Annotated in this window: 21 protein-coding genes and 1 riboswitch; of the genes, 11 read left to right on the forward strand and 10 right to left on the reverse strand. The window is 32.8% G+C overall.

The window, feature by feature from the left end; translation table 11 throughout:
* The 4 genes from AA81_RS00070 to AA81_RS00085 form a co-directional block, all read right to left on the reverse strand.
* Nucleotides 1–680 (reverse strand): family 1 encapsulin nanocompartment shell protein (locus AA81_RS00070; RefSeq protein ID WP_103897842.1); only part of this gene is annotated, 680 nt, incomplete at its 3' end.
* 32 nt (nt 681–712) lie between these two features.
* Complete coding sequence (locus tag AA81_RS00075; RefSeq protein WP_103897843.1) at nt 713–1075, reverse strand: encapsulin-associated ferritin-like protein; 363 nt, start codon at nt 1073–1075, stop codon at nt 713–715.
* A gap of 50 nt (nt 1076–1125) precedes the next feature.
* Entirely contained in the window at nt 1126–1503 is a 378-nt protein-coding gene (locus AA81_RS00080; protein ID WP_103076612.1) for a type II toxin-antitoxin system VapC family toxin, read from the reverse strand.
* The gene (locus AA81_RS00085) at nt 1503–1715 is read right to left on the reverse strand and encodes a DUF2281 domain-containing protein (protein WP_103078767.1); all 213 of its coding nucleotides are present in this window, start codon (nt 1713–1715) and stop codon (nt 1503–1505) included. The genes AA81_RS00080 and AA81_RS00085 overlap by 1 nt, the downstream gene beginning before the upstream one ends.
* 236 nt (nt 1716–1951) lie before the next feature.
* Here AA81_RS00085 and AA81_RS00090 point away from each other — a divergent pair, with 236 nt between their 5' ends.
* Entirely contained in the window at nt 1952–2665 is a 714-nt protein-coding gene (locus AA81_RS00090; protein ID WP_103078766.1) for a hypothetical protein, read from the forward strand.
* On the opposite strand, the gene AA81_RS00095 is transcribed toward AA81_RS00090, so the two are convergent.
* Both AA81_RS00095 and AA81_RS00100 read right to left on the reverse strand, forming a co-directional pair.
* Nucleotides 2662–4200 (reverse strand): ABC transporter permease, encoded by a 1539-nt coding sequence (locus AA81_RS00095; protein ID WP_103078765.1) that lies wholly within the window; start codon nt 4198–4200, stop codon nt 2662–2664. The genes AA81_RS00090 and AA81_RS00095 overlap by 4 nt on opposite strands.
* Nucleotides 4201–4204: 4 nt before the next feature.
* Complete coding sequence (locus AA81_RS00100; protein ID WP_103078764.1) at nt 4205–5182, reverse strand: thiamine ABC transporter substrate-binding protein; 978 nt, start codon at nt 5180–5182, stop codon at nt 4205–4207.
* Between the two features lie 135 nt (nt 5183–5317).
* Nucleotides 5318–5422, reverse strand: a riboswitch (TPP riboswitch).
* A 113-nt stretch (nt 5423–5535) separates the two neighbouring features.
* Between AA81_RS00100 and deoC the strand changes: the two genes are divergently transcribed.
* Nucleotides 5536–6285 carry a deoxyribose-phosphate aldolase gene (gene deoC, locus AA81_RS00105; RefSeq protein ID WP_103078763.1) on the forward strand — a complete coding sequence of 250 codons (750 nt, stop codon included), beginning with the start codon at nt 5536–5538 and terminating at the stop codon, nt 6283–6285.
* Between the two features lie 57 nt (nt 6286–6342).
* Here the strand turns inward: deoC and AA81_RS00110 are convergent, their stop codons facing one another.
* Nucleotides 6343–6540, reverse strand: a complete 198-nt coding sequence (locus tag AA81_RS00110) for a cold shock domain-containing protein (RefSeq protein ID WP_103078762.1) — start codon at nt 6538–6540, stop codon at nt 6343–6345.
* A gap of 313 nt (nt 6541–6853) precedes the next feature.
* Here AA81_RS00110 and efp point away from each other — a divergent pair, with 313 nt between their 5' ends.
* Nucleotides 6854–7411, forward strand: a complete 558-nt coding sequence (gene efp / locus AA81_RS00115; RefSeq protein WP_103078761.1) for an elongation factor P — start codon at nt 6854–6856, stop codon at nt 7409–7411.
* A 44-nt stretch (nt 7412–7455) separates the two neighbouring features.
* Here efp and AA81_RS00120 read toward each other — a convergent pair whose 3' ends face one another.
* From AA81_RS00120 to AA81_RS00130, 3 genes are all read right to left on the reverse strand, one after another.
* On the reverse strand, nt 7456–8889 hold the full coding sequence (locus AA81_RS00120) for an MATE family efflux transporter (RefSeq protein ID WP_103078760.1): 1434 nt from the start codon (nt 8887–8889) through the stop codon (nt 7456–7458).
* Nucleotides 8890–9354 carry a MarR family winged helix-turn-helix transcriptional regulator gene (locus tag AA81_RS00125; RefSeq protein WP_103078759.1) on the reverse strand — a complete coding sequence of 155 codons (465 nt, stop codon included), beginning with the start codon at nt 9352–9354 and terminating at the stop codon, nt 8890–8892.
* Nucleotides 9355–9642: 288 nt separating this feature from the next.
* Nucleotides 9643–11007: an MATE family efflux transporter gene (locus tag AA81_RS00130; RefSeq protein WP_211286448.1), complete on the reverse strand. Its 1365-nt coding sequence runs from the start codon at nt 11005–11007 to the stop codon at nt 9643–9645.
* Nucleotides 11008–11411: 404 nt separating this feature from the next.
* On the opposite strand from AA81_RS00130, the gene AA81_RS00135 reads away from it, so the two are divergent.
* From AA81_RS00135 to AA81_RS00170, 8 genes are all read left to right on the forward strand, one after another.
* Nucleotides 11412–11849, forward strand: coding sequence for a MarR family winged helix-turn-helix transcriptional regulator (locus tag AA81_RS00135; protein WP_103078758.1), 438 nt, complete (start codon nt 11412–11414; stop codon nt 11847–11849).
* 2 nt (nt 11850–11851) lie between these two features.
* The gene (locus tag AA81_RS00140) at nt 11852–13513 is read left to right on the forward strand and encodes a PEGA domain-containing protein (protein ID WP_103078757.1); all 1662 of its coding nucleotides are present in this window, start codon (nt 11852–11854) and stop codon (nt 13511–13513) included.
* Between the two features lie 2 nt (nt 13514–13515).
* On the forward strand, nt 13516–15576 hold the full coding sequence (locus AA81_RS00145) for a hypothetical protein (RefSeq protein WP_103078756.1): 2061 nt from the start codon (nt 13516–13518) through the stop codon (nt 15574–15576).
* A gap of 15 nt (nt 15577–15591) precedes the next feature.
* Nucleotides 15592–16386: a patatin-like phospholipase family protein gene (locus tag AA81_RS00150; protein ID WP_103078755.1), complete on the forward strand. Its 795-nt coding sequence runs from the start codon at nt 15592–15594 to the stop codon at nt 16384–16386.
* Nucleotides 16387–16388: 2 nt separating this feature from the next.
* Nucleotides 16389–17162, forward strand: coding sequence for a patatin-like phospholipase family protein (locus tag AA81_RS00155; protein WP_103078754.1), 774 nt, complete (start codon nt 16389–16391; stop codon nt 17160–17162).
* Nucleotides 17159–17785 carry an LptA/OstA family protein gene (locus tag AA81_RS00160; RefSeq protein WP_103078753.1) on the forward strand — a complete coding sequence of 209 codons (627 nt, stop codon included), beginning with the start codon at nt 17159–17161 and terminating at the stop codon, nt 17783–17785. Before AA81_RS00155 ends, AA81_RS00160 begins: the two co-directional genes overlap by 4 nt.
* A 2-nt stretch (nt 17786–17787) precedes the next feature.
* On the forward strand, nt 17788–18303 hold the full coding sequence (locus tag AA81_RS00165; RefSeq protein ID WP_103078752.1) for a hypothetical protein: 516 nt from the start codon (nt 17788–17790) through the stop codon (nt 18301–18303).
* A 25-nt stretch (nt 18304–18328) separates the two neighbouring features.
* Nucleotides 18329–18580: hypothetical protein (locus AA81_RS00170; protein ID WP_169999563.1), on the forward strand; the 252-nt coding region annotated here is incomplete at its 3' end.

Genomic DNA, 18580 nt, shown 5'->3' on the forward strand with positions numbered 1-18580 from the left:
CCTAAAATTAATTTAAAGTCTCCACCACGATTAGAAATTACAAAACTTTCATCGACATCATGCATAGGTTTCACTTTGGCATCTATAATTTCTTTTACAACTAAATCCAAAGGATACGATAGATTCATGGAAAATAAATCTTGCCATATTTCTTTGTTAATCACTAAAGTATATGGCCCTTCAATCCCTTGCTCCATGAACCTTTTTTTTACTTCAAATAAGGATTTAACAAAATCTTTTACGCTTTCTTTGGAACTTTCTACAGAATTCTGCTTAGCTAACGTTTGTAAGCCAATTATATTGGCTTTTTCTATACCTTTTAAAATTAATTTATTTTCAAATGAAGCCAACTGCTTAGCAGCGGTTTCTAACCCTTCCAAATCCGGAGTTTCTAAACCCCTTTCGATATTATCAAGCTCCCATTGTTTCAAAACAAAGGGGTTTCTAATCTCTACTAGAGGTAAAACTTGTCTTATTCCCCATCCCAATCCATCTCTTGGGTTTTCAACGAGTTCGTTAGTACCTAAATTGTATGAAGAATAATCCCATCCATAAGGACCTTCTACATCAATAATTGGTCTTATTTTTAATTTGTTCTTAAAAATCTCTTTAGACCTGCTGTCTAATTCTTCCCATGCTTCTTCAGTTATTGGAGCTAACTCTCTTTTAAGAAAATCCATTTTTTACCCCTCCTTCATCTTTAGTATTTTTTCTACTTCAATCCTCTTAGGCCTAAATCACCTTTTTTATTTGAAGAAGACTCTTCTTTACTTTCTTCTTCGACAGCTTCTTCCTCTACTTCCAACAACGGTTTTTCTGTGAAAAGATAACTCCTAAGTTCTTCATCCCATCCATCCATGTTTCTTCTTAACCATTCGATAAGCATTACCGCATGTTCAATTTCTTCATCTCTATTGTGCTCCATAACTTCTTTGATGGTTGGATCTTTCGAAACAGCCGCTCTTTGATTGTACCAATCTATCGCTTCAATTTCCTCTTTTAAACTGTTTAATGCGTATACATAAGAACGATCTTTGTCGCTTAGTTCTTCATAAGGTTCATGATAATCTTGCATTTAGTTTTCCTCCTTTTAATTTTTGATTTACTGTACTGTTAAGTAATGTCCTATAAAAACAAAGTTTCTACATCCTTTATTCTCTCAAAATCCTTGTCCATTGTAACTACTTTCAATCCATGGTATTTAGCTATGCTATATTGATATGCATCATCAAAATCTAATTTCAGGATTTTTCTTACATTTACAACTTCTCTGTATAGCTCCATCGGTAAAAACAGAAGTTTGGTGTTAGGCATGACATCTTCAACAAATCTCCGAAAGATATCTTCTTTGCCATATCTAAACAGGATTACGCCAATAGAATGCAGGGAAAAATCCGTTATGTTGAGATTTCCGATATTGTTATTCAGAAACGCCTTGCAATCATCTTTCTTGTCCTGATTGAGGAGAATTTCTAAAAATACGTTTGTATCCACTAAAAACATTATCTCCACTCCAAAGCTTTGTGTTGCAGTTCAATAGAAGTGAATTCCTCTCTTATCTCTGATAAGCCTCCTTCCCAGTCGAACTTGAATTTACCTCTTGAATTTTCTCTGCCTTGATATTTACCTAGTAAAAAGTCCAAATAATCTAAAACCTCTCGCCTCAAATTTTCGGGAAGCTTTTGAATTTTTTCCTCGATTTCTTTTTCATGCATGATCTTTACCTCCTTTAATTTTTGATTGACTATCTCTAGAAACTCTTTTTATAGCGCCCCTTCGCCCCGCAGCCCACCCATTAGGAACGCAACCTGCTCTACAAATTTACTTTTTCATTTAAAATTATACCATTTTTTTATTTTTTTCAAAAAATTCCTAGATAGATCACAATATATGTTATAATTAATGTGGAAGAGAAATATTTTCATTGAAACTTTGTTTGGAGGAATGTATTATGAGCGATTACGATGATGAAGAATTTAAAAAATTTTTACATAGATTGTTTAAGGAACATCCTGAGCTTCAAAAGTTTAATCTTGAATTTTTAAAAAACGCTGATCCCAGTGAAATGGACGAAATTATAGAAAATTTAAAGGAGGCTGCTTACAAATTCAAAGAAGCAGAGATCAGTGTAAGGTCTGAAGTTGAGGAAAAATTAAACTACAGTATTGATGATTTAGAAATTAATTTCGATAACTTTTTAGAAACTATAACTATATTTCCGTTCGCACTAACTATCAACAGTGAGATGTTGAAAGAAAAAGATGCCAAAGGGAGATTGAGCGGAAAATTTTTTGGAATGTATATTAATTTTAAATACGACAATGTTTTTGAACTTTTATCTATTAGAAAAATTGGCGCAATGAAGATTGCTAGTTTGATGAGAAACAACTTTTTTAAATTTTTACCAATAAAACAAAAGATATACAATTACATAAAAACTGCTGTAAATAATTATTTAAAGGCTACTGGACTCGTGAAATATTTTGAAATAGACGAGATTAGAGAATTCAATATGTTAGTTATATTGAGAAATAAACTTAATATTCCTAACGATAAATTGTTTGAAGAAATTTTAAGTACCGAGGAAAACGAAAAATATTATATGATGAAAGCCTATTTTATTACGGAGTTTGCTATTGCTGTAGTAGAAAAAGATAATATTTAAGTTTCTGACTTTTTTGCAAACTTATTGCTTATATAAAAGATAAAGAAAATTATAATTATGTTCAACCCGCTTAAAGCATTTGCTTCTTGGTATAATCTCCCTGAGGAAAGAGAATAATTAACCACACTGACAAGTGGGAAGTAATCTCTTACTTGCATAGTATAACTGATGGTGAATTCACCAAAAATTATTGCAAATATTTGAAGAAAGGCACTTGTAAAAGAAGAAAACAGAAGAGGTAATTCTACTTTTAGAAAGATGATTAGTTTGTTTGCTCCGTCTATCTTTGCAGCTTCAACTATTTTATTGTCAAAGCCACGTATCGGTTGGAACAAAAATGAATAAGCGATAGGTATGGTTATTAAGAAATATCCCAGGATCAATAACAATACGAATGGAATATCAAACAATATATTTAAATAAAGTAGAGCCATACCTAAAAATGCTGATGATATCCCCAAAGTGGCCATTACGCTCACATTTATGAGTTTACTGTAATTTTTCAATAGAAAATATGCTGTTATTACGGCAAAGGAAGCTGATACTGTCGAGACTAAAAAGGAATTTAAGATTGATCTAACCACTGGATATATACGATTCAATTCTTTAGAAAATAAATTCAGAAATGAAGATATATCAAATTTCATATTTATAAAATCAAAAAAAGAAGCTGCAATGCCTACCAAAACAATTGAATATTCAAAGATCAAGTAAAAGATGGATAGTGTCCTACTTAAATATCCAGATTTTTTTTGAGAGAATGGTTCGTATTCAAAAGAGATAGGTTCAAATTTTGATATAAAGATATTAAGAATCGTAAGGATTAAGAGTTGAATCAATGCGTAAGACAAAGCCTTGGGAAAATCCAGTGTACTTCTCAATGTTGTAGAAATAGCCACTTCCAAAGTTGAATATTTTACCCCACCTAAACTTAAAACAATCGCGAAACTCGTGAAGTTATATGTAAATACTAAAAATAAAGCCCTAGAAATGGACGGAATTATCAAAGGTAATTCTATGTTTATAAAAGTTTTAAACTTCCCCGCTCCTTCCATACTGGCTGTTTCTATAAAACTTGCAGGTACTCTTCTAAGAGCTTCCGATATGTAACGAACAAATATGGGAGAGTTATAAAAGACATGGGCTAATATTATTGCTTTCAAAGTGTACATAATATCTAAACTAAAACCCAATTTTGAAAGAATACCAACTGAAGAATAAACAAGAGTGAAAGCCATAACTGCCGAGACGGGTGGGAAAAAGAAAGGAATAAAAATGGTATTATCTAATAATTTAGATATGATCCCTTCATTTCTTGAAGCAAAATACGCTGGAATTAAAGTTATAACCAATGACAACACAGATGAAAGAATAGCTTGATAAAAAGTAAAACCAAGGATCCGCCACGTACGCGGATCCAAGAAATTCGCTAAACCTTCTAAACGAAAAAAATCTTTAAATAAAAAAGAAAAAGGTATTAACCACAAACACAAAAATAAAATAAACAGTAAATTCTTGCTTCTTCTATTGTTCATAAGTTCAGTATAATAGAGCCTCCCATTCTTTCAGCCATCTTTCTAGATTGTTTGAAATTTCTTGAGCTGGTATAGTCAGAATTTTTTCGGGAACCACTGCATATTGGTAAACCTCAGGAAGTTCAACATCAATTACTGGGAACATCCATTGTTTTAAAGGTATTTCTTTTTGAAAATCTTCTGTCAACATAAATTCTATGAATTTCTGAGCTAAATCTAAATTATCAGTACCTTTAACGATACCGGCACCTTCTATCTGAACATAAGCACCTTCTTTGGGGATAAAAACCTTGTACTTACTAGATCCATAGTAATATTGTGAGTATGCACTATCAGTTGCATAGCTGACCATCATGGGTGCCTCACCAATTTCAAATTTTGCAAAGGAATCATCCCAGCTCGGACTCACCGTTAATATTGCAGGCATAAGTCTTTCCCAAAAATCTTTCCACTCATTTCCATACACCGCTATTGTCCATAGTAAAAAAGCTTGACCAGTGCTTGATGCTCTTGGATCCTGAATTATCAAAGAATTTTTATATTTCGTTAGGTCTTCAAAAGATACTAATTCTTCTTGTATATTTTCAGGATCATAAATGATGGCTATAACCCCGTAGTCGTAAGGAACTACATAATATTCGGGATCAAATATCAACGCTTTGTCTTTAACATTTTCAATGTTTTTTGGTGTGTAAGGGATCAATAAATCCTCTTCAACAGCTTTTGCAGCAAGCGATTGATCAAGCCCAATGACTACATCCGCTCGAGGATTTTTCTTTTCCAAAACTAGCCGTGTGAGAACGTTACCTGCATCACCCAATTTTACCACTTTTACTTCACAGTCGTTCATCTTTTCAAACTTTTGAATCGTTCCTTCTTCAATCCAACTGAGACTTTCGTAAACATAGACAGTCAATTCCTCAGAAAAAGCAAAAGATAACAAAACAACTATAACACCCAACATCGCTAAAAACTTCTTCACCTTAACTCACCTCTTTTAAATATTTATTTAGTTAACTTAAACGAGATAGTTCCCAACATAGAATGCCCATTATTAACCTGTTATGCAAAATAAAAATCCTGTTCTTCACCAACGAAGTGAGAACAGGATTAAATTAAATACATATTTTAGCCTCCCTTCGCTGGTATTATCCAGATCAGGTAGTCAGGGTCGATGCCTTTTAAGCATCCTCTCAGCCTTACAGCTCCCCTGGCTATTTATTATTCACTTTCAAGTTTATTATACCACATTTTTTTCAAATATGATAGAATATTTTAGTAATTATTTTTGAAAGATAATCTTATTATTTAATTTTGATGAAAGGAGTAATAAAAATGAAAATTTCAGAATTAGAAAACATAATCAAAAACGAAACAAAAAGAGTTGAAAATGAATTCACTTTTGAGGAAAGACAGGCAAACTTAAAACCCCAAGAAGTAGCAAAATATATTGATCATACATTGCTTAAAGCCTTCTCAACACCTTCAGATGTAGAAACACTATGTAAAGAAGCCAAAGATAACTATTTCTATGCGGTTTGCGTTAATCCAACTTACGTAAGTTTATCAAAAGAAGTCCTTACAGATAGTAATGTGAAAGTAGCAACAGTAATTGGATTCCCATTGGGAGCCAATACTATAGAAACAAAAGCCTATGAATCTGAAAATTCGATTAAAAACGGCGCAGATGAATTAGATATGGTTTTGAATATAGGAAGGCTTAAGGCACAAGAGTATGATTATATTTATGATGAAATACATGCTATTTCTTCATTGACTAAAGATGCTAAAAAATTGTTAAAAGTTATAATTGAAACATGTTATCTTTCGAAGGAAGAAAAGATAGCCGCCGTTGTAATTTCAAAATTAGCTGGTGCGGATTTTGTTAAAACCTCTACCGGCTTTGGAAGCGGTGGTGCCGAATTGGAGAACGTGGGTTTAATGAAGTTTCTCGCGGGAAATGATATGAGAGTAAAAGCATCTGGAGGCATCAGAGACTTGGAAACAGCTTTAAAAATGATTGGCTGTGGAGCAGATAGAATAGGAACGAGTTCAGGACTAAAGATAATTCAAGGAAGGATATAAATAAAGGAGCGCTTTCGCGCTCCTTGGTGTATTTTGGGTTTAGATTATGGTATACACTTATAAGGGTCTTACATTAGAAGCTTGAGGACCTTTGTCGCCTTCAACTACATCAAATTCAACTTCTTCGTCTTCTTCTAACTTCTTGTAGCCATCCATTTGAACAGCTGAGAAGTGTACAAATACATCGTTCCCATCTTCCCCAGTGATGAAGCCATAACCTTTCTTTGAATCAAACCACTTTACTTTACCTCTCACGTTGTTACCTCCAAATTTCTACCGTGCCACCCATTGCAGCATACGGAATGTGTTTCAAAAATATTATAATACAAAAAGAATAGGAATGCAAGTTAATTTTTTATAACCAATAGATGAATTATAAGTAAACTTGATGAAAAGATAATTAGGTATAAGTATTTAAAAAAATATACAAGAAAAGACTTGACAAGTTAAGAAATAATTGTTAAATTTATTCTAGAATAAAGTTCTGCTTATTTTTAATTATAATGATTTTAGGGCGATAGCTTCTTAATTATTGCTCGAATGACTGAAAAACCAAGGAGGAAATTGAATGATCGACGTAGGAGACTTAAGAAAAGGAGATTTCATCGTTTATCAAAACGAAGTTTATCGTGTAGTTGAAGCCAATAAACATTTTATGGGAAGAGGTAGTGGTTTAATTAGAACCCGTTTAAAAAATGTCATGACAGGATTGATAAAAGAGGTTAGTTTTTCTAGCGGAGAAAAGGTTCAGGAAGCTGATATAAGTTTTAGGAAAGCCCAGTTTTTATATAATGATGGTGATCATTATTACTTTATGCTACTCGATACATATGAACAATATTCTTTGCCTGCTCAAGAATTAGAAGAGGAAAAATATTATTTAACCGAAAATTTGGAAGTTGATCTAATCTTCTTTAACGGGAATCCTATTTCCATTCAACTTCCCACCGTTGTTATTCTAACCGTTACAGACACAGAGCCTAACTTTAAAGGAAACACCGTGTCAGGTGGAGGCAAACCAGCAACGTTAGAAACTGGATTGAAAACCACAGTTCCTTTCTTTGTGGAAAGAGGTCAAAAAATAAAAGTAGACACCCGCACAGGAGAATACATAGAGAGAGCATAGAAAGACCATAGATTAAAGGCTCGATATATTTTTATCGAGCCTTATTATTTTTCTTGGGGTTGGTATTCATGTTTACCTTCGGATGTATAAGATTCTTCAATTTCTTTTCCTTCATCGTTAATTTGAATTTGCTTTTTCTGTAGAGTATTCAGAATTTTGATCTCCCTGATTACAAAAAATAATGTCAACAGGGCTGATAAAACATCAGAAACAGGAAACGTGTACCAGATGCCCATTAATCCAAAAAAGTGCGACATAATAAAGACCATCGGAATAAATATCAATATTTGTCTTGACATTGATAACAACAACGCCGGACCAGCTCTACCAATAGCTTGAAATAAAGCAGATCCTACAACTTGAAAACCTACGATCCATATAAACATCGCGTCTATCCTTAAAGCGGGAATCCCTTCGGTAATCAAAGATGGATCCGTTGAAAATATAGAAAGTAGAAAACCTGGAAACAATTGAACTAATGTAAACGAAACTGTAGACCATGTAATAGCAGCGATTGCTGCTTTTTTCAAAACTTCTTTTACTCTGTCATATCTTTTAGCTCCGTAGTTATAACCGGCTATTGGTAAAAAACCTTGTGCGATACCGAACATAGGCATAAAAAAGAACATAAAAAGTCTATTTATTACCCCGAAAATTGCTATATGCAGAGAACTCCCGTACGTTCCTAGCAAATTATTTAAAACTATTGCTAGTAAACTCCCAGCAACTTGCCTAACAAAAGCAGAAGCTCCAACCGCTAGTGTTTCAGACATAATGTGCCAATCTAATATGAAATTCTTCCTGTGAAATTTCAAAGAACTTTTCCCACTGAAAAAGTAGTATCCTATATAAACAACCCCAACAAACTGAGAAAGTACCGTAGCTACTGCTGCACCTTTTACTTCCATATTTAAGCCAAATATAAAAATAGGATCAAGAATAATGTTCAATATCCCTGGAATTATCATAGATATCATTGCATATTTTGCGTTACCTTCTGCTCTCATAACGTTGTGACTTGCCATTGCAATTGAAAAGAATATCGCTCCATAAAGGATTACACTCATGTAATCCTCTGAGTATGAAAGGATATCAGGAGTAGCACCAAAAAGATTTAAAATTGGATCTAAAAAGATTGTCCCCAATATAGAAAGACCTATGCTTAAAACAAATATAGTAGTAAAAATGTTCCCTAAAGCCTTCTCTGCGCGTTCTGAATCCTTTGCTCCTAAACTTCGGGATATTAATGTCCCCCCACCTATTCCTATCATTCCAGCAGTAGCCATAATGATCATTTGAATGGGAAACGCAACAGATACTCCAGCTATTCCAAGTGTACCAACACCTCTTGCAATGTATATAGTATCGACAAAATTATATAATGCTTGCACCAACATGGCAGCTATAGCTGGTAATGATAATTCCATTAATAACTTCCCTATCTTCTTGTTTTCAAGCTTTTTAGTATTTTCTTCCAATTACGACACCCCCTGATGATCTTTGGCTTTGTATGTTAGTATATTATCGAGCATTTTATTCAATATATCCTGAACCATTTCTTTTTCTTCAAGTGAAAGATTATCTGTTATAATTTTCTCCCAATAGTTATTCAACTTTTCCATTTCGTTATAGATATTGTAAGCTTTATGAGTCAAGAATATCCTATTGATCCTATGATCGTTATCATCGATTTTTTTGGTAAGATAACCATTTTTTATAAGTTTCTTGATCGCTCTGGCAGTGGTAGCTTTGTCAAAATTTAGATTTTCCTTTAATTCTTCTTGACTTATTCCATCTCCATTTTTAAGTAAGTACATAAGAAAGTGAAATTGACCCCTTCCAATGTCATACTTTTCAAGTTCTTTTTTCATCATAGAATTCACCGTTCTGAATAAACAGGATATCTTGCTAATAACCGATGGATCTTGTTCAGAATTAAACAACTTTTGATTTTCGCCTCCTTTTAAAATCTTATTTATAGTGTCTTTAGAAACTTTAAAACATGTTTTAGCGCCCGTACATCATTTGCTTCGCAAATGAGAATTTGGAAATTATTTCAAAGGCATTATGAAAAAACATGGTTTGCATACTGCAGCAAACACTCCCCGTCCATAAGGTAAGGGAAGGAAAGTTGCCTAAAATAATTATAAAAAAAAATTGTTGCATGTACAACCATTTTCCCGTTAAGATTTGGTTGCATGTGCAACTAATATTTTCTGGTGTTTTATATTTTACTGCCAGGCTTTTTTTTCTTTCCATCTTCCCTTTTTATAAAAATAAAAAAGGATGAAAGATTCTGCGATATCTCCAAACATATAAGAAAGCCATACCCAAGTTAAGGACTGATTAAAAATATTAATAGCTACGATTAAAATGCATAACTGTATACCCCACCTTGAAATAATACTGGATAAAAGAAAAGGAAAGTTGTATCCTGACCCGGAAAAAGCGCTTGTGAGACCAAGTCCATAACCTAGTACTACTAAGCCTACTGATCCATACTTTAAAAATTCTGTCCCATATTTAATCACTATAGGATCGTTTGTGAAGAGAGAGAGCACATTTTCACCAAACCCAAAAGCCATCAGAATGAAAAATAACATTACAATCGAGCCCAGTACTCCCGTGAGATTTGCAGCTTTTTCCGATCTTCTTATATCTCCTGCTCCTATGGTTTGACCAACAACAGAAGATGCCCCCATAGTGAGGCCAAATAAAGGGATGAAGGCAAAGCCAAATATCCTGCCAGCGATCCCATTTGCAGCGATAGCCTCATTACCAAAAAGTGAGACAAAACCTAATATAACAACATTTGATAGATTCCTAAAAAATATTTCTATACCGTTTGGTAGTCCTATAGTTATTAACTTGATATCAATATCTTTATTTAGTTTAAACAAACCTTTTATATGAGGTTTTACTTGGTGAGTCCTGGTAAAAAGTATTAAAAAACCAATAAAAAAAGCTATGCTCTGGGAAACGACGGTCGCAATTGCAGCACCAAAAACTCCAAAACCCAAGCCATTTATGTTGATAAAAGGAACTGTCTCAAAGATAAAAATTGGATCAAGAAAAAGGTTCAGTATGCTAACAGATATCATTATAATCATAGGAGTTTTTGCATCTCCCAAACATCTAAAAACGGTGTTTATCGAGTAAGATGAGAACATTATTGGTAAGAAGAATAACCTTAAATAACCATAATCTAAACCGTAGCCTACTACAGTTTCATCTACAAAAAGAGACATTAAGGGTTCCAAAAATATAGCCATGAAAGTTGCAGCTATTAATGCCATCAAAAATTTGAAACTTATCGTTTGTTCAATTGATCTCGCCGTTTGGTGATAATCTTTTTTACCGTAAGCTTGGGAAACCAATGAGATTGAACTTACACCAATAATTTCATTTAATGCATCAACCATCCAAAATATAGTTGAAAAAACTGTTACCCCGGCTATCGCCTCACTGGAAATCATACCAATCCAAAAGATATCAACAAGATCGTAAACCATTTGGGCTGCCATACCAACCATTGTGGGTAATGACATCAACAGAATATGCTTTATTATGCTACCCTTTGTTAGATCTTTTTCCATGTATTCCTCCTACGAAAATTAAAATTATTTTATCAATAGCTCCCCTTCGCTCAGCTTTCCCACCCATAAAATTAAAAGAGTCTTTGCGCCTTCACCAGCTCCCTACCATAAGATAGAGAAAAGACTTCACCCAACCACCCCAGCCAAAAAGATGAAGTAAGAACATGCCCTTAAAAGGCTATTCAACTACCTTCGATTATTTTAACATTTACTTTCAAAAAACTCAAGTTTGAAAATTATCAGATTGATTTTTCAAGAATATGATATACTATATTAGATATTTCATTTTGATGATGGTTAAATCCAGGAAACCTAAAAAATTCCTTTATATTTTAATAATAGGTACTTTAATCAATTTTTAGAGTTTCTAAATATGGTAATTTCATAATTTCGGGAGGAATAAAATGGAAAATAATCCTTCAATTCAAATGGAAAAGTTAATTAGAGAAATTTGTTCAAAAGTTAAAAGTGAAGGAAGGAAAGTCTTAAAAGAATTCAACATTTCTCCAGCTCAGTTTGATGTTTTGCAAACCGTTTATTTCAAAGGTCCTAAAATGCTCAGTGATATCAGTAAAAGATTGGGAGTAACTAAAAGCACAACAACAGGACTCATTAGAAGATTGGAGATTGCAGGATATTTGGTTAGAGAAAAATCCAAGAAGGATAAAAGGGTATACGTTGTCCAAATAACTCAAGAAGGAACTAATATAATAGAAAACGTGATAAAAAACAGGGTAAAATTAATGGAAAAAGTATATGAAAAATTGGGAGAAAAAGAAAGAAGCATAGAAATATTAAATGAGATCAATAAGATTTTGAATGAAAAACGGGGTGAGATTTAACAGTGTATAGAAAGTTGATATTGCTTCTTTTATTAATCTTTACCACATTACTTTTTTCTTATACAATAAATATAACAGCATTAACTGGTAGTGAGATTTATTTTGATTCTCAATTTATGGGAACTGTTACCGAAACACCTTTTACAATCGAAGTACCTGATGATAAGTCCGGTTATCTAGAAATAAAAAAACTGGGATACAGCGATTTTATTGCCTATATAGAGCTTTTAGGAAACGAATCCCAAATTACAGCCGAACAAGTACCTTTAACTAAACTTATTTTTGATATCAACGTTGATTCTGTCAACATAAAATACACCTTTTTAAACCAAAATTACGATATACCTTTACCCCCATCTTATGAAGTTGATATTCCCTACACCGTAGAAAAAATAATTATAGAAAAAGATGGATTTTTTGCTAAAGAGATAAACCTTGAACTGAAACCATTTGATAAGAAAAATTTAAGTATCGCTTTAATTCCAATTGATGAAATACTGCTCGAATCAAATCCTCCTCAAGCAAACGTTTTCGTAGATGGAAAGTTAGTTGGAAAAACACCTATTACCGTAAAAAGAAGTAATTTCGATATAATTTCGTTGGAAAAGGAAGGTTATTTAGTCAACACATTAAAAGATTTGCCTCAAGATGATAGAATATTAGTTGAATTAGAAAATGGAATAGAACTTTTTGTTGATAGCGAACCAAAAGATGTGGGCGTATTTTTGGATAATGAATATGTAGGAAGTACTCCAATGAAAGGTTTATTCCCTACTGGAACATATAATTTAACATTATCTAAATTAGGATATGTATCCACAAATTTGATGATTGAATTGACACAAAACGGTTTGAATAAATATTATGTTGAACTGAATCCACTTTTAAATACAATAAGTTTTCTGAATTCTGAAAATTATGAATTCAATATCGATGGAAAATACGTAGGAAAAGGAATTGATTCGATTATTTTGGATGATTCACCACATTTTGTTAGGATTATATCGGGAAAGAAAAGTTTAGAATTTCCGATTTATAGAGATTTTTATGACAAAATGGAAAGTATAGATTTAAATAAACTGAGTACAGTAAATGTTTATTCTCTACACAATACGCCCGTGAGCTTTCTAGGAAAAACCCAAAAGACTCCTGCATTTTTTCTTTACAATATGTTAAACAATCCTCAGTTTGTAAACGTAAGGACATTAAATAGAACGTATAGCATCCTTTTGGAACCTTCTGAAAGTGTGGATATTTATACCGGAAGTGATTTTGGTAACCTGTTTATTACCACAAACGTTAAAGATCCTCTTATTTACATTGATGGCCAATATTTGAATTATAAGGATTGCTTTGGTTACCCGTTAAAATCAGGAGATTATACGATAGAGGTCAGAAAGTTCAATGAAATCAAACAACAAAAAGTGACTATAAGCCCTGGTGAAAAGAGTTTCGTACATTTTGAATTTGACTCTCATGTACCTGTGAAGGTAGATTTTACCGGGGAGAAGTATACTATCAATGGTGAAGAATTTACTCACACAGAGAAAGTGCTTTATTTACCTTCAGGACCAAATTTGTTTTCAAATGGAGAAATGTCTGTAGTAATTTTCGTAAACGAACCTATGTACGTTGATCTAGACAAACTTTTTGGAGGGTTATAAATATGGCGAAAAAAATAGTTTTATTTTTGTTTTTTACTTTTATTTCATTGAGTTTGTTATCCCAAACCAACATAGTAGATTTACAACCATCCTCACCGATATATCCTCAAGTGGTGAGAATGGTTGAATCAGGAATCATGTATCTAGACAATCAAGGCCGTTTCAGAGGTTCTCAGCAAGTTTTAAGATATGATTTGGCAGAGTTTGGTTCAAATATGCTCGATTATGTAGATGGACTTTATGGTCAAGAACTCGAAGAAATAAGTAACAGATTGCTCAACCTCGAAAATTTAAATGCTGAAAAAAGATTGTACAATTTAGAAAGTACCGTTTTTGCCCACGATGACCGACTGTCTTATCTGGACTCCACTATCCAAAATTTGGGGAAAAATGTATCGGATATTTTAGCAGTAATTGATCCCAGTCAACCAATTAACGAAGACAACGTTATTTTCCAAGAGATCTCTCAAGGAGCAATTGATATTGCAAAAAAAACTGCACAAGATGAAGTTCAAATGATTGCTGACTCTTCAATGGCATCCTTGACAATTTTTCAAGAACGCCTCAATCATTTCGAACAAGAGGTAATGAACTTAAACGCTAAATACGATCAAACTATTGAAAGTTTGGAATCTGTATTGATAGATTCAACTCAGTCAAATAAAGAAGAATTAAAAAATTATATAGACATGAGATTAAATCTCGAAATAGATGGGTTGAAAACCTCTTTGACAAACATCGCTAAAAACGAAGTTTATCTTTATAACGATACGTTGACGGCTACATTGAACAATTTTGATCAAAGGATTGCAAGGGTAGAAAGTGAGATAGTTCCATATGAAAACAGTTATAATGAACTGAATAAAAAGATTAATGAAAACGAGGCGAAGTTGGATTTCATTCTCTCAAATGTTTCAACAAGTATTTCAGCTGAAACATTGAACGATGAGCTGTTGTTGGGAGTGCGAACCGATATCGAAGGATTGAAAGTAAAAACTAATAATCTCTCGAACGATCTATCTGTATTATATGACCAAGTAGCTTCAAACCAATCTTACATAGAAACTTTCGATGCAAGACATGCCTACTACAACTCTAAAATATTAGATTTGCAAAATAAATACAACACCCTTTCTGAACACATAATAATTCAGAACAAAAAATTGGATAACATAATTTTTGAATTATCAAAACTCACGCCAACGTCATCAGAGATGGCTGCTCCTCAGTATACTGTGGATATAAAAAATTTGCAAGAAAGAGTTTCGAGCTTAGAAAGAACGATTGGTACTTATTATGATCAAATTGGTGAACTGACTGTATATGCCTCTACTTTCGAAGAATTAAGAAATAATTTGGACGAACTTCATTTAGCATTAGAAAAAAATAACGGCGATATTCAAAATTTAAAAGAAAAAACAGAAGCGTTAAATGCTCAAATATCGTCTTTAGCAACCTTGACTAATTTAAATAAAGATACTTTATCTCAAATAGGGGATATTGCGAAAATTGCTGAAACAGTTGGTCATTTAAATGATAACTACCAAAATTTGAATAGAACAAATGCACAATTACAGAATGATCTAATACAAGTAGAGAATAGATTATCCAATATTGAAAATACTTTGAACAATTTTCAAATAACTTCTTCTGAAATAGAAGAGCTTAAAAATTCTTATAATTCTTTACTTGAAAAATACTATGAAATTAAAAGTGAGTCTGAATATTTGAATGATCCCATGATGTTAAAAAACGATCTAAAGGCAGAATTATCTCAGCAGTTAGCTACAGAGTTAGTTTCCTTTGAAAAAGAATTAAACAATATTGAAGATAAACTTTCAAATGTTGAATCAAGGCTTTCTAATATCGAAAAAACCGTTTTTCTTCACGATGAAAGTATTGCCACGCTCTCACAAAAAACAGATGAGAATGTAGAAAAAATTAATAATTTAGAAAGTTCTATACAACAGATAGAAAAACCTAATAAAACTTATGTTTCATCGATAATTGCGGGACTTGTTGGAGTATTGGTTGGTGCAGGAATTGTTTTATTATTCCAATAATTTCAGGAGGGAACAATGGTTTACGGAATAGCTTTAGGAAGTGGTGGTGCAAGAGGAGCTGCTCACGTTGCCTTAATTAATGAACTGAAAGAACGAGCAATAAAAATCGAAGTAGTAACAGGATCCAGTGTAGGTGCTTTAGTTGGTGCCCTCTATGCTTTAAATCCTGATGTGGACCTATTTCAAATATTCAAAGACTTAACACTTAAAAAGAAAAAGACAATAGATTCGCAGTTTAGAACTCTAAACAACAGAATTACTAATTTCCCTAAAATGGTTGCAGGCAAGAGCTTTTTAAAAAATGATTTCGTTTATGATATTTACAAACAGTTGTATGGACGTAAACGTTTTTCCGATTGTAAGATAAAACTAGGAATCGTTTCATATGATTTGGAAAGTGGTGAAGAAGTCGAGATCACAGAAGGGTACATAATCGATGCTGTTATGGCTTCTTCAAGTGTTCCTGGGGTTTTCCCTCCTTTAAGGTTAGGGGGCATGAACCTCTTGGATGGGGGAGTTTTAACACCTATTCCAGTAAAGTTAGCTAAAAAGCTAGGAGCAGATTATGTAATAGCAAGCAATTTAAATGGCGAGGTTAAGAACGATTTTAAATTTAACGACGGATTGGATTATATAATTTCTATAGAAGACTTTAAAAATGATTTGATGGTTAACTATGAAATAAATAAAGCAGAAGAAGTTTACACATTCCCGATAGAGTATTCATGGGAGGGTTTTTCTTATTTTAATGAAATATACCAAAATGCTAAAAATTTTTTAAAATCTATGCAAAATAAAGTGAGGGAGTAACGTTGAACTTAGTAATGGGAGGATTTTTTGAAGGCTTTTATTGGGAATCTGGTGTTTTAGAGTTTATCTCAAAAAAAGAAAAAGTCTTAAATCTATATACCTCTAGTTTAGGTAGTTTAAGAGGTTTATTTTATTCTATGTATGGGGTAAATTTTTTCGGTCGTTTAAAAGATTTCATATACGAAAAAAATAATCCTTTACGTGAGGTAATTACCAATACAGAATTATATAACAGTAGATACGCTCAAACAACGGCATTGATAAGATTGGGAAGAGGGAAAATGTCGCTTTACAATCCGGATACTTTAAAAAAATTTTTGGAAGGTTATTTTGGTGACCAAACACTTTCTTCACTCGGAAAAAATATAAGTTTCGAAGTCTTCGAGCTAAAAAATAAAGAAGTAATTACACTGAAAAATGAAACAAGAATTGTTGATATGTTAATGATGGAATTGGCGTTTCCACCTTATTACAGTTATTATGAATATCAAGGTGGATTTTTTATTCCCACTTCCTATTTATCGTTTATCCCTCAAAAATTCCCTAAAGATGCCGTAATAATTTCTTTTGATCCGGTTTTAACTTATCCATATCCAAAAAATACGGTCGAGATTCTTTTAAAAACCTCCTATTCTAGAACATTAAAAAATTATCGTTTATTGACGGAAGGTTTTAATACTATAGAACCACAAAAACAATTGAAAAATTATTTCAATATGTCTGCTTTTTTTGATGGTCAAAATCAAGCTAATAATTTTTTGGAGGCCAAAGTATGAAGCGTTTTACTATATTCTTTTTAATGCTTACATTAACAAATTTGATCATTTATTCTGCGCAAATAAATGTAAAAGCAGATGAAGTAAAAGGGGAAGAAAGTAGGTACATACTGAAAAATAATGTCTTTATACAGAAAGAAGATCTTTCTATTTCAACGGATTTTGCCACCATCACACTCATTGACGACGAGTGGCGAGATGTAAACACCGAGAAGGTTTATATAACAGGAGACACGTTTGAAGCCACATCTACATCTATGAGCTTTGACCTTCAGACGGAAAAGGGAACTCTTTCTGGGAATGTTTTAGCTAAGATTTTTTTGGAAGAATCAGAGATCGAGATAAGTTCTGACGAACTTCAGATAGATAACAATAATAAAAGATACGAAGGAAGTTCTAAAGACCTGGTTTTGATTCAAAAAGAAGATTATATAATAAACGCAAAATCCTTTGTTTTTGTTGAAAACGAAAACTTGCTCACGCTTTCCGAAAATGTCCATATCATAAATTCTGTAAAAAAAATTGATATGACATCAGCATACGCTACTTTCAATACGCAAACCAACGATATAGAGGCTCAGGCGGTTAATTTAATTTTGGAAGTAGCAGAGGAGGAGGAATAATCATGAAGAAGATTTTTGTTGTTTTTTTCTTACTTTCTCTCTTTGTTCCGGTTTATTCTCAAACGTATTACGACGTAGGTTTTTCTTTGCTGAATTATCCTGATGGTTTCAAATTTGCTTTAAAGAGTGGATTGGAGTCAGATTCCTTCAACCTTGATTTTGATCTTAGCCCAAACTTTGCAGAAACGTTCTCTTTGATCACGGTTACGGATGTTTCTGCTAAACTTTTGGATATAAACCCGAACACTTTTTTAGATGTTGGTTTATTATGGGTGTATGGTGAAGATTTTCCAGGGACTCTTGCATATGGAGGCTTTAATTTGAATTTTAATAACATTTTAGGAAAATTGTACGTGGGATACCCATTCAACAATACCGATGATCCTTTGAACTATTTCGCTATAAAATTCGGTTACGTAGTTCCAAAACCTGCTGATTTTATTGATGATTTAAAGTTAGATTTAAGGGTGGTAAACGGTAGGATTGACTTTTCAATCTTTTTAGTAGAACCTTTGTAAAATGAATAAAAATCAAGGGTTTCTAATGATAGAGAGTATATTTGAAATTTTTATCGTTTCTTTATCAATGCTGATCGTAATAGGTACTTTTTTCGGTACAATCAACATTTTAAAAAGTTCGTTAGATGAAATGGTTAATCTAAACCTTATTTCCAACGCCGTTATGGAAGTGATAGTTGTTGCAAAAAATGAGATTACTAATGTGACCTCCTACGATTCTTCAACCGTCTTAGGAAATTCATCTGATGGCAACATAGTTGGTTTTTCATACAATAAA

The organism is Petrotoga halophila DSM 16923 (assembly GCF_002924615.1).

What these genes read in the sequence shown, in the direction of transcription:
- AA81_RS00135 (WP_103078758.1), top strand. Translation starts at nt 11,412, where the DNA reads ATGGAAAATAATCCTTCAATTCAAATGGAAAAGTTAATTAGAGAAATT.
- efp (WP_103078761.1), top strand. Translation starts at nt 6,854, where the DNA reads ATGATCGACGTAGGAGACTTAAGAAAAGGAGATTTCATCGTTTATCAA.
- AA81_RS00145 (WP_103078756.1), top strand. Translation starts at nt 13,516, where the DNA reads ATGGCGAAAAAAATAGTTTTATTTTTGTTTTTTACTTTTATTTCATTG.
- AA81_RS00165 (WP_103078752.1), top strand. Translation starts at nt 17,788, where the DNA reads ATGAAGAAGATTTTTGTTGTTTTTTTCTTACTTTCTCTCTTTGTTCCG.
- AA81_RS00085 (WP_103078767.1), bottom strand. Translation starts at nt 1,715, where the DNA reads ATGCATGAAAAAGAAATCGAGGAAAAAATTCAAAAGCTTCCCGAAAAT.
- AA81_RS00080 (WP_103076612.1), bottom strand. Translation starts at nt 1,503, where the DNA reads ATGTTTTTAGTGGATACAAACGTATTTTTAGAAATTCTCCTCAATCAG.
- deoC (WP_103078763.1), top strand. Translation starts at nt 5,536, where the DNA reads ATGAAAATTTCAGAATTAGAAAACATAATCAAAAACGAAACAAAAAGA.
- AA81_RS00160 (WP_103078753.1), top strand. Translation starts at nt 17,159, where the DNA reads ATGAAGCGTTTTACTATATTCTTTTTAATGCTTACATTAACAAATTTG.
- AA81_RS00095 (WP_103078765.1), bottom strand. Translation starts at nt 4,200, where the DNA reads ATGAACAATAGAAGAAGCAAGAATTTACTGTTTATTTTATTTTTGTGT.
- AA81_RS00075 (WP_103897843.1), bottom strand. Translation starts at nt 1,075, where the DNA reads ATGCAAGATTATCATGAACCTTATGAAGAACTAAGCGACAAAGATCGT.
- AA81_RS00130 (WP_211286448.1), bottom strand. Translation starts at nt 11,007, where the DNA reads ATGGAAAAAGATCTAACAAAGGGTAGCATAATAAAGCATATTCTGTTG.
- AA81_RS00150 (WP_103078755.1), top strand. Translation starts at nt 15,592, where the DNA reads ATGGTTTACGGAATAGCTTTAGGAAGTGGTGGTGCAAGAGGAGCTGCT.
- AA81_RS00090 (WP_103078766.1), top strand. Translation starts at nt 1,952, where the DNA reads ATGAGCGATTACGATGATGAAGAATTTAAAAAATTTTTACATAGATTG.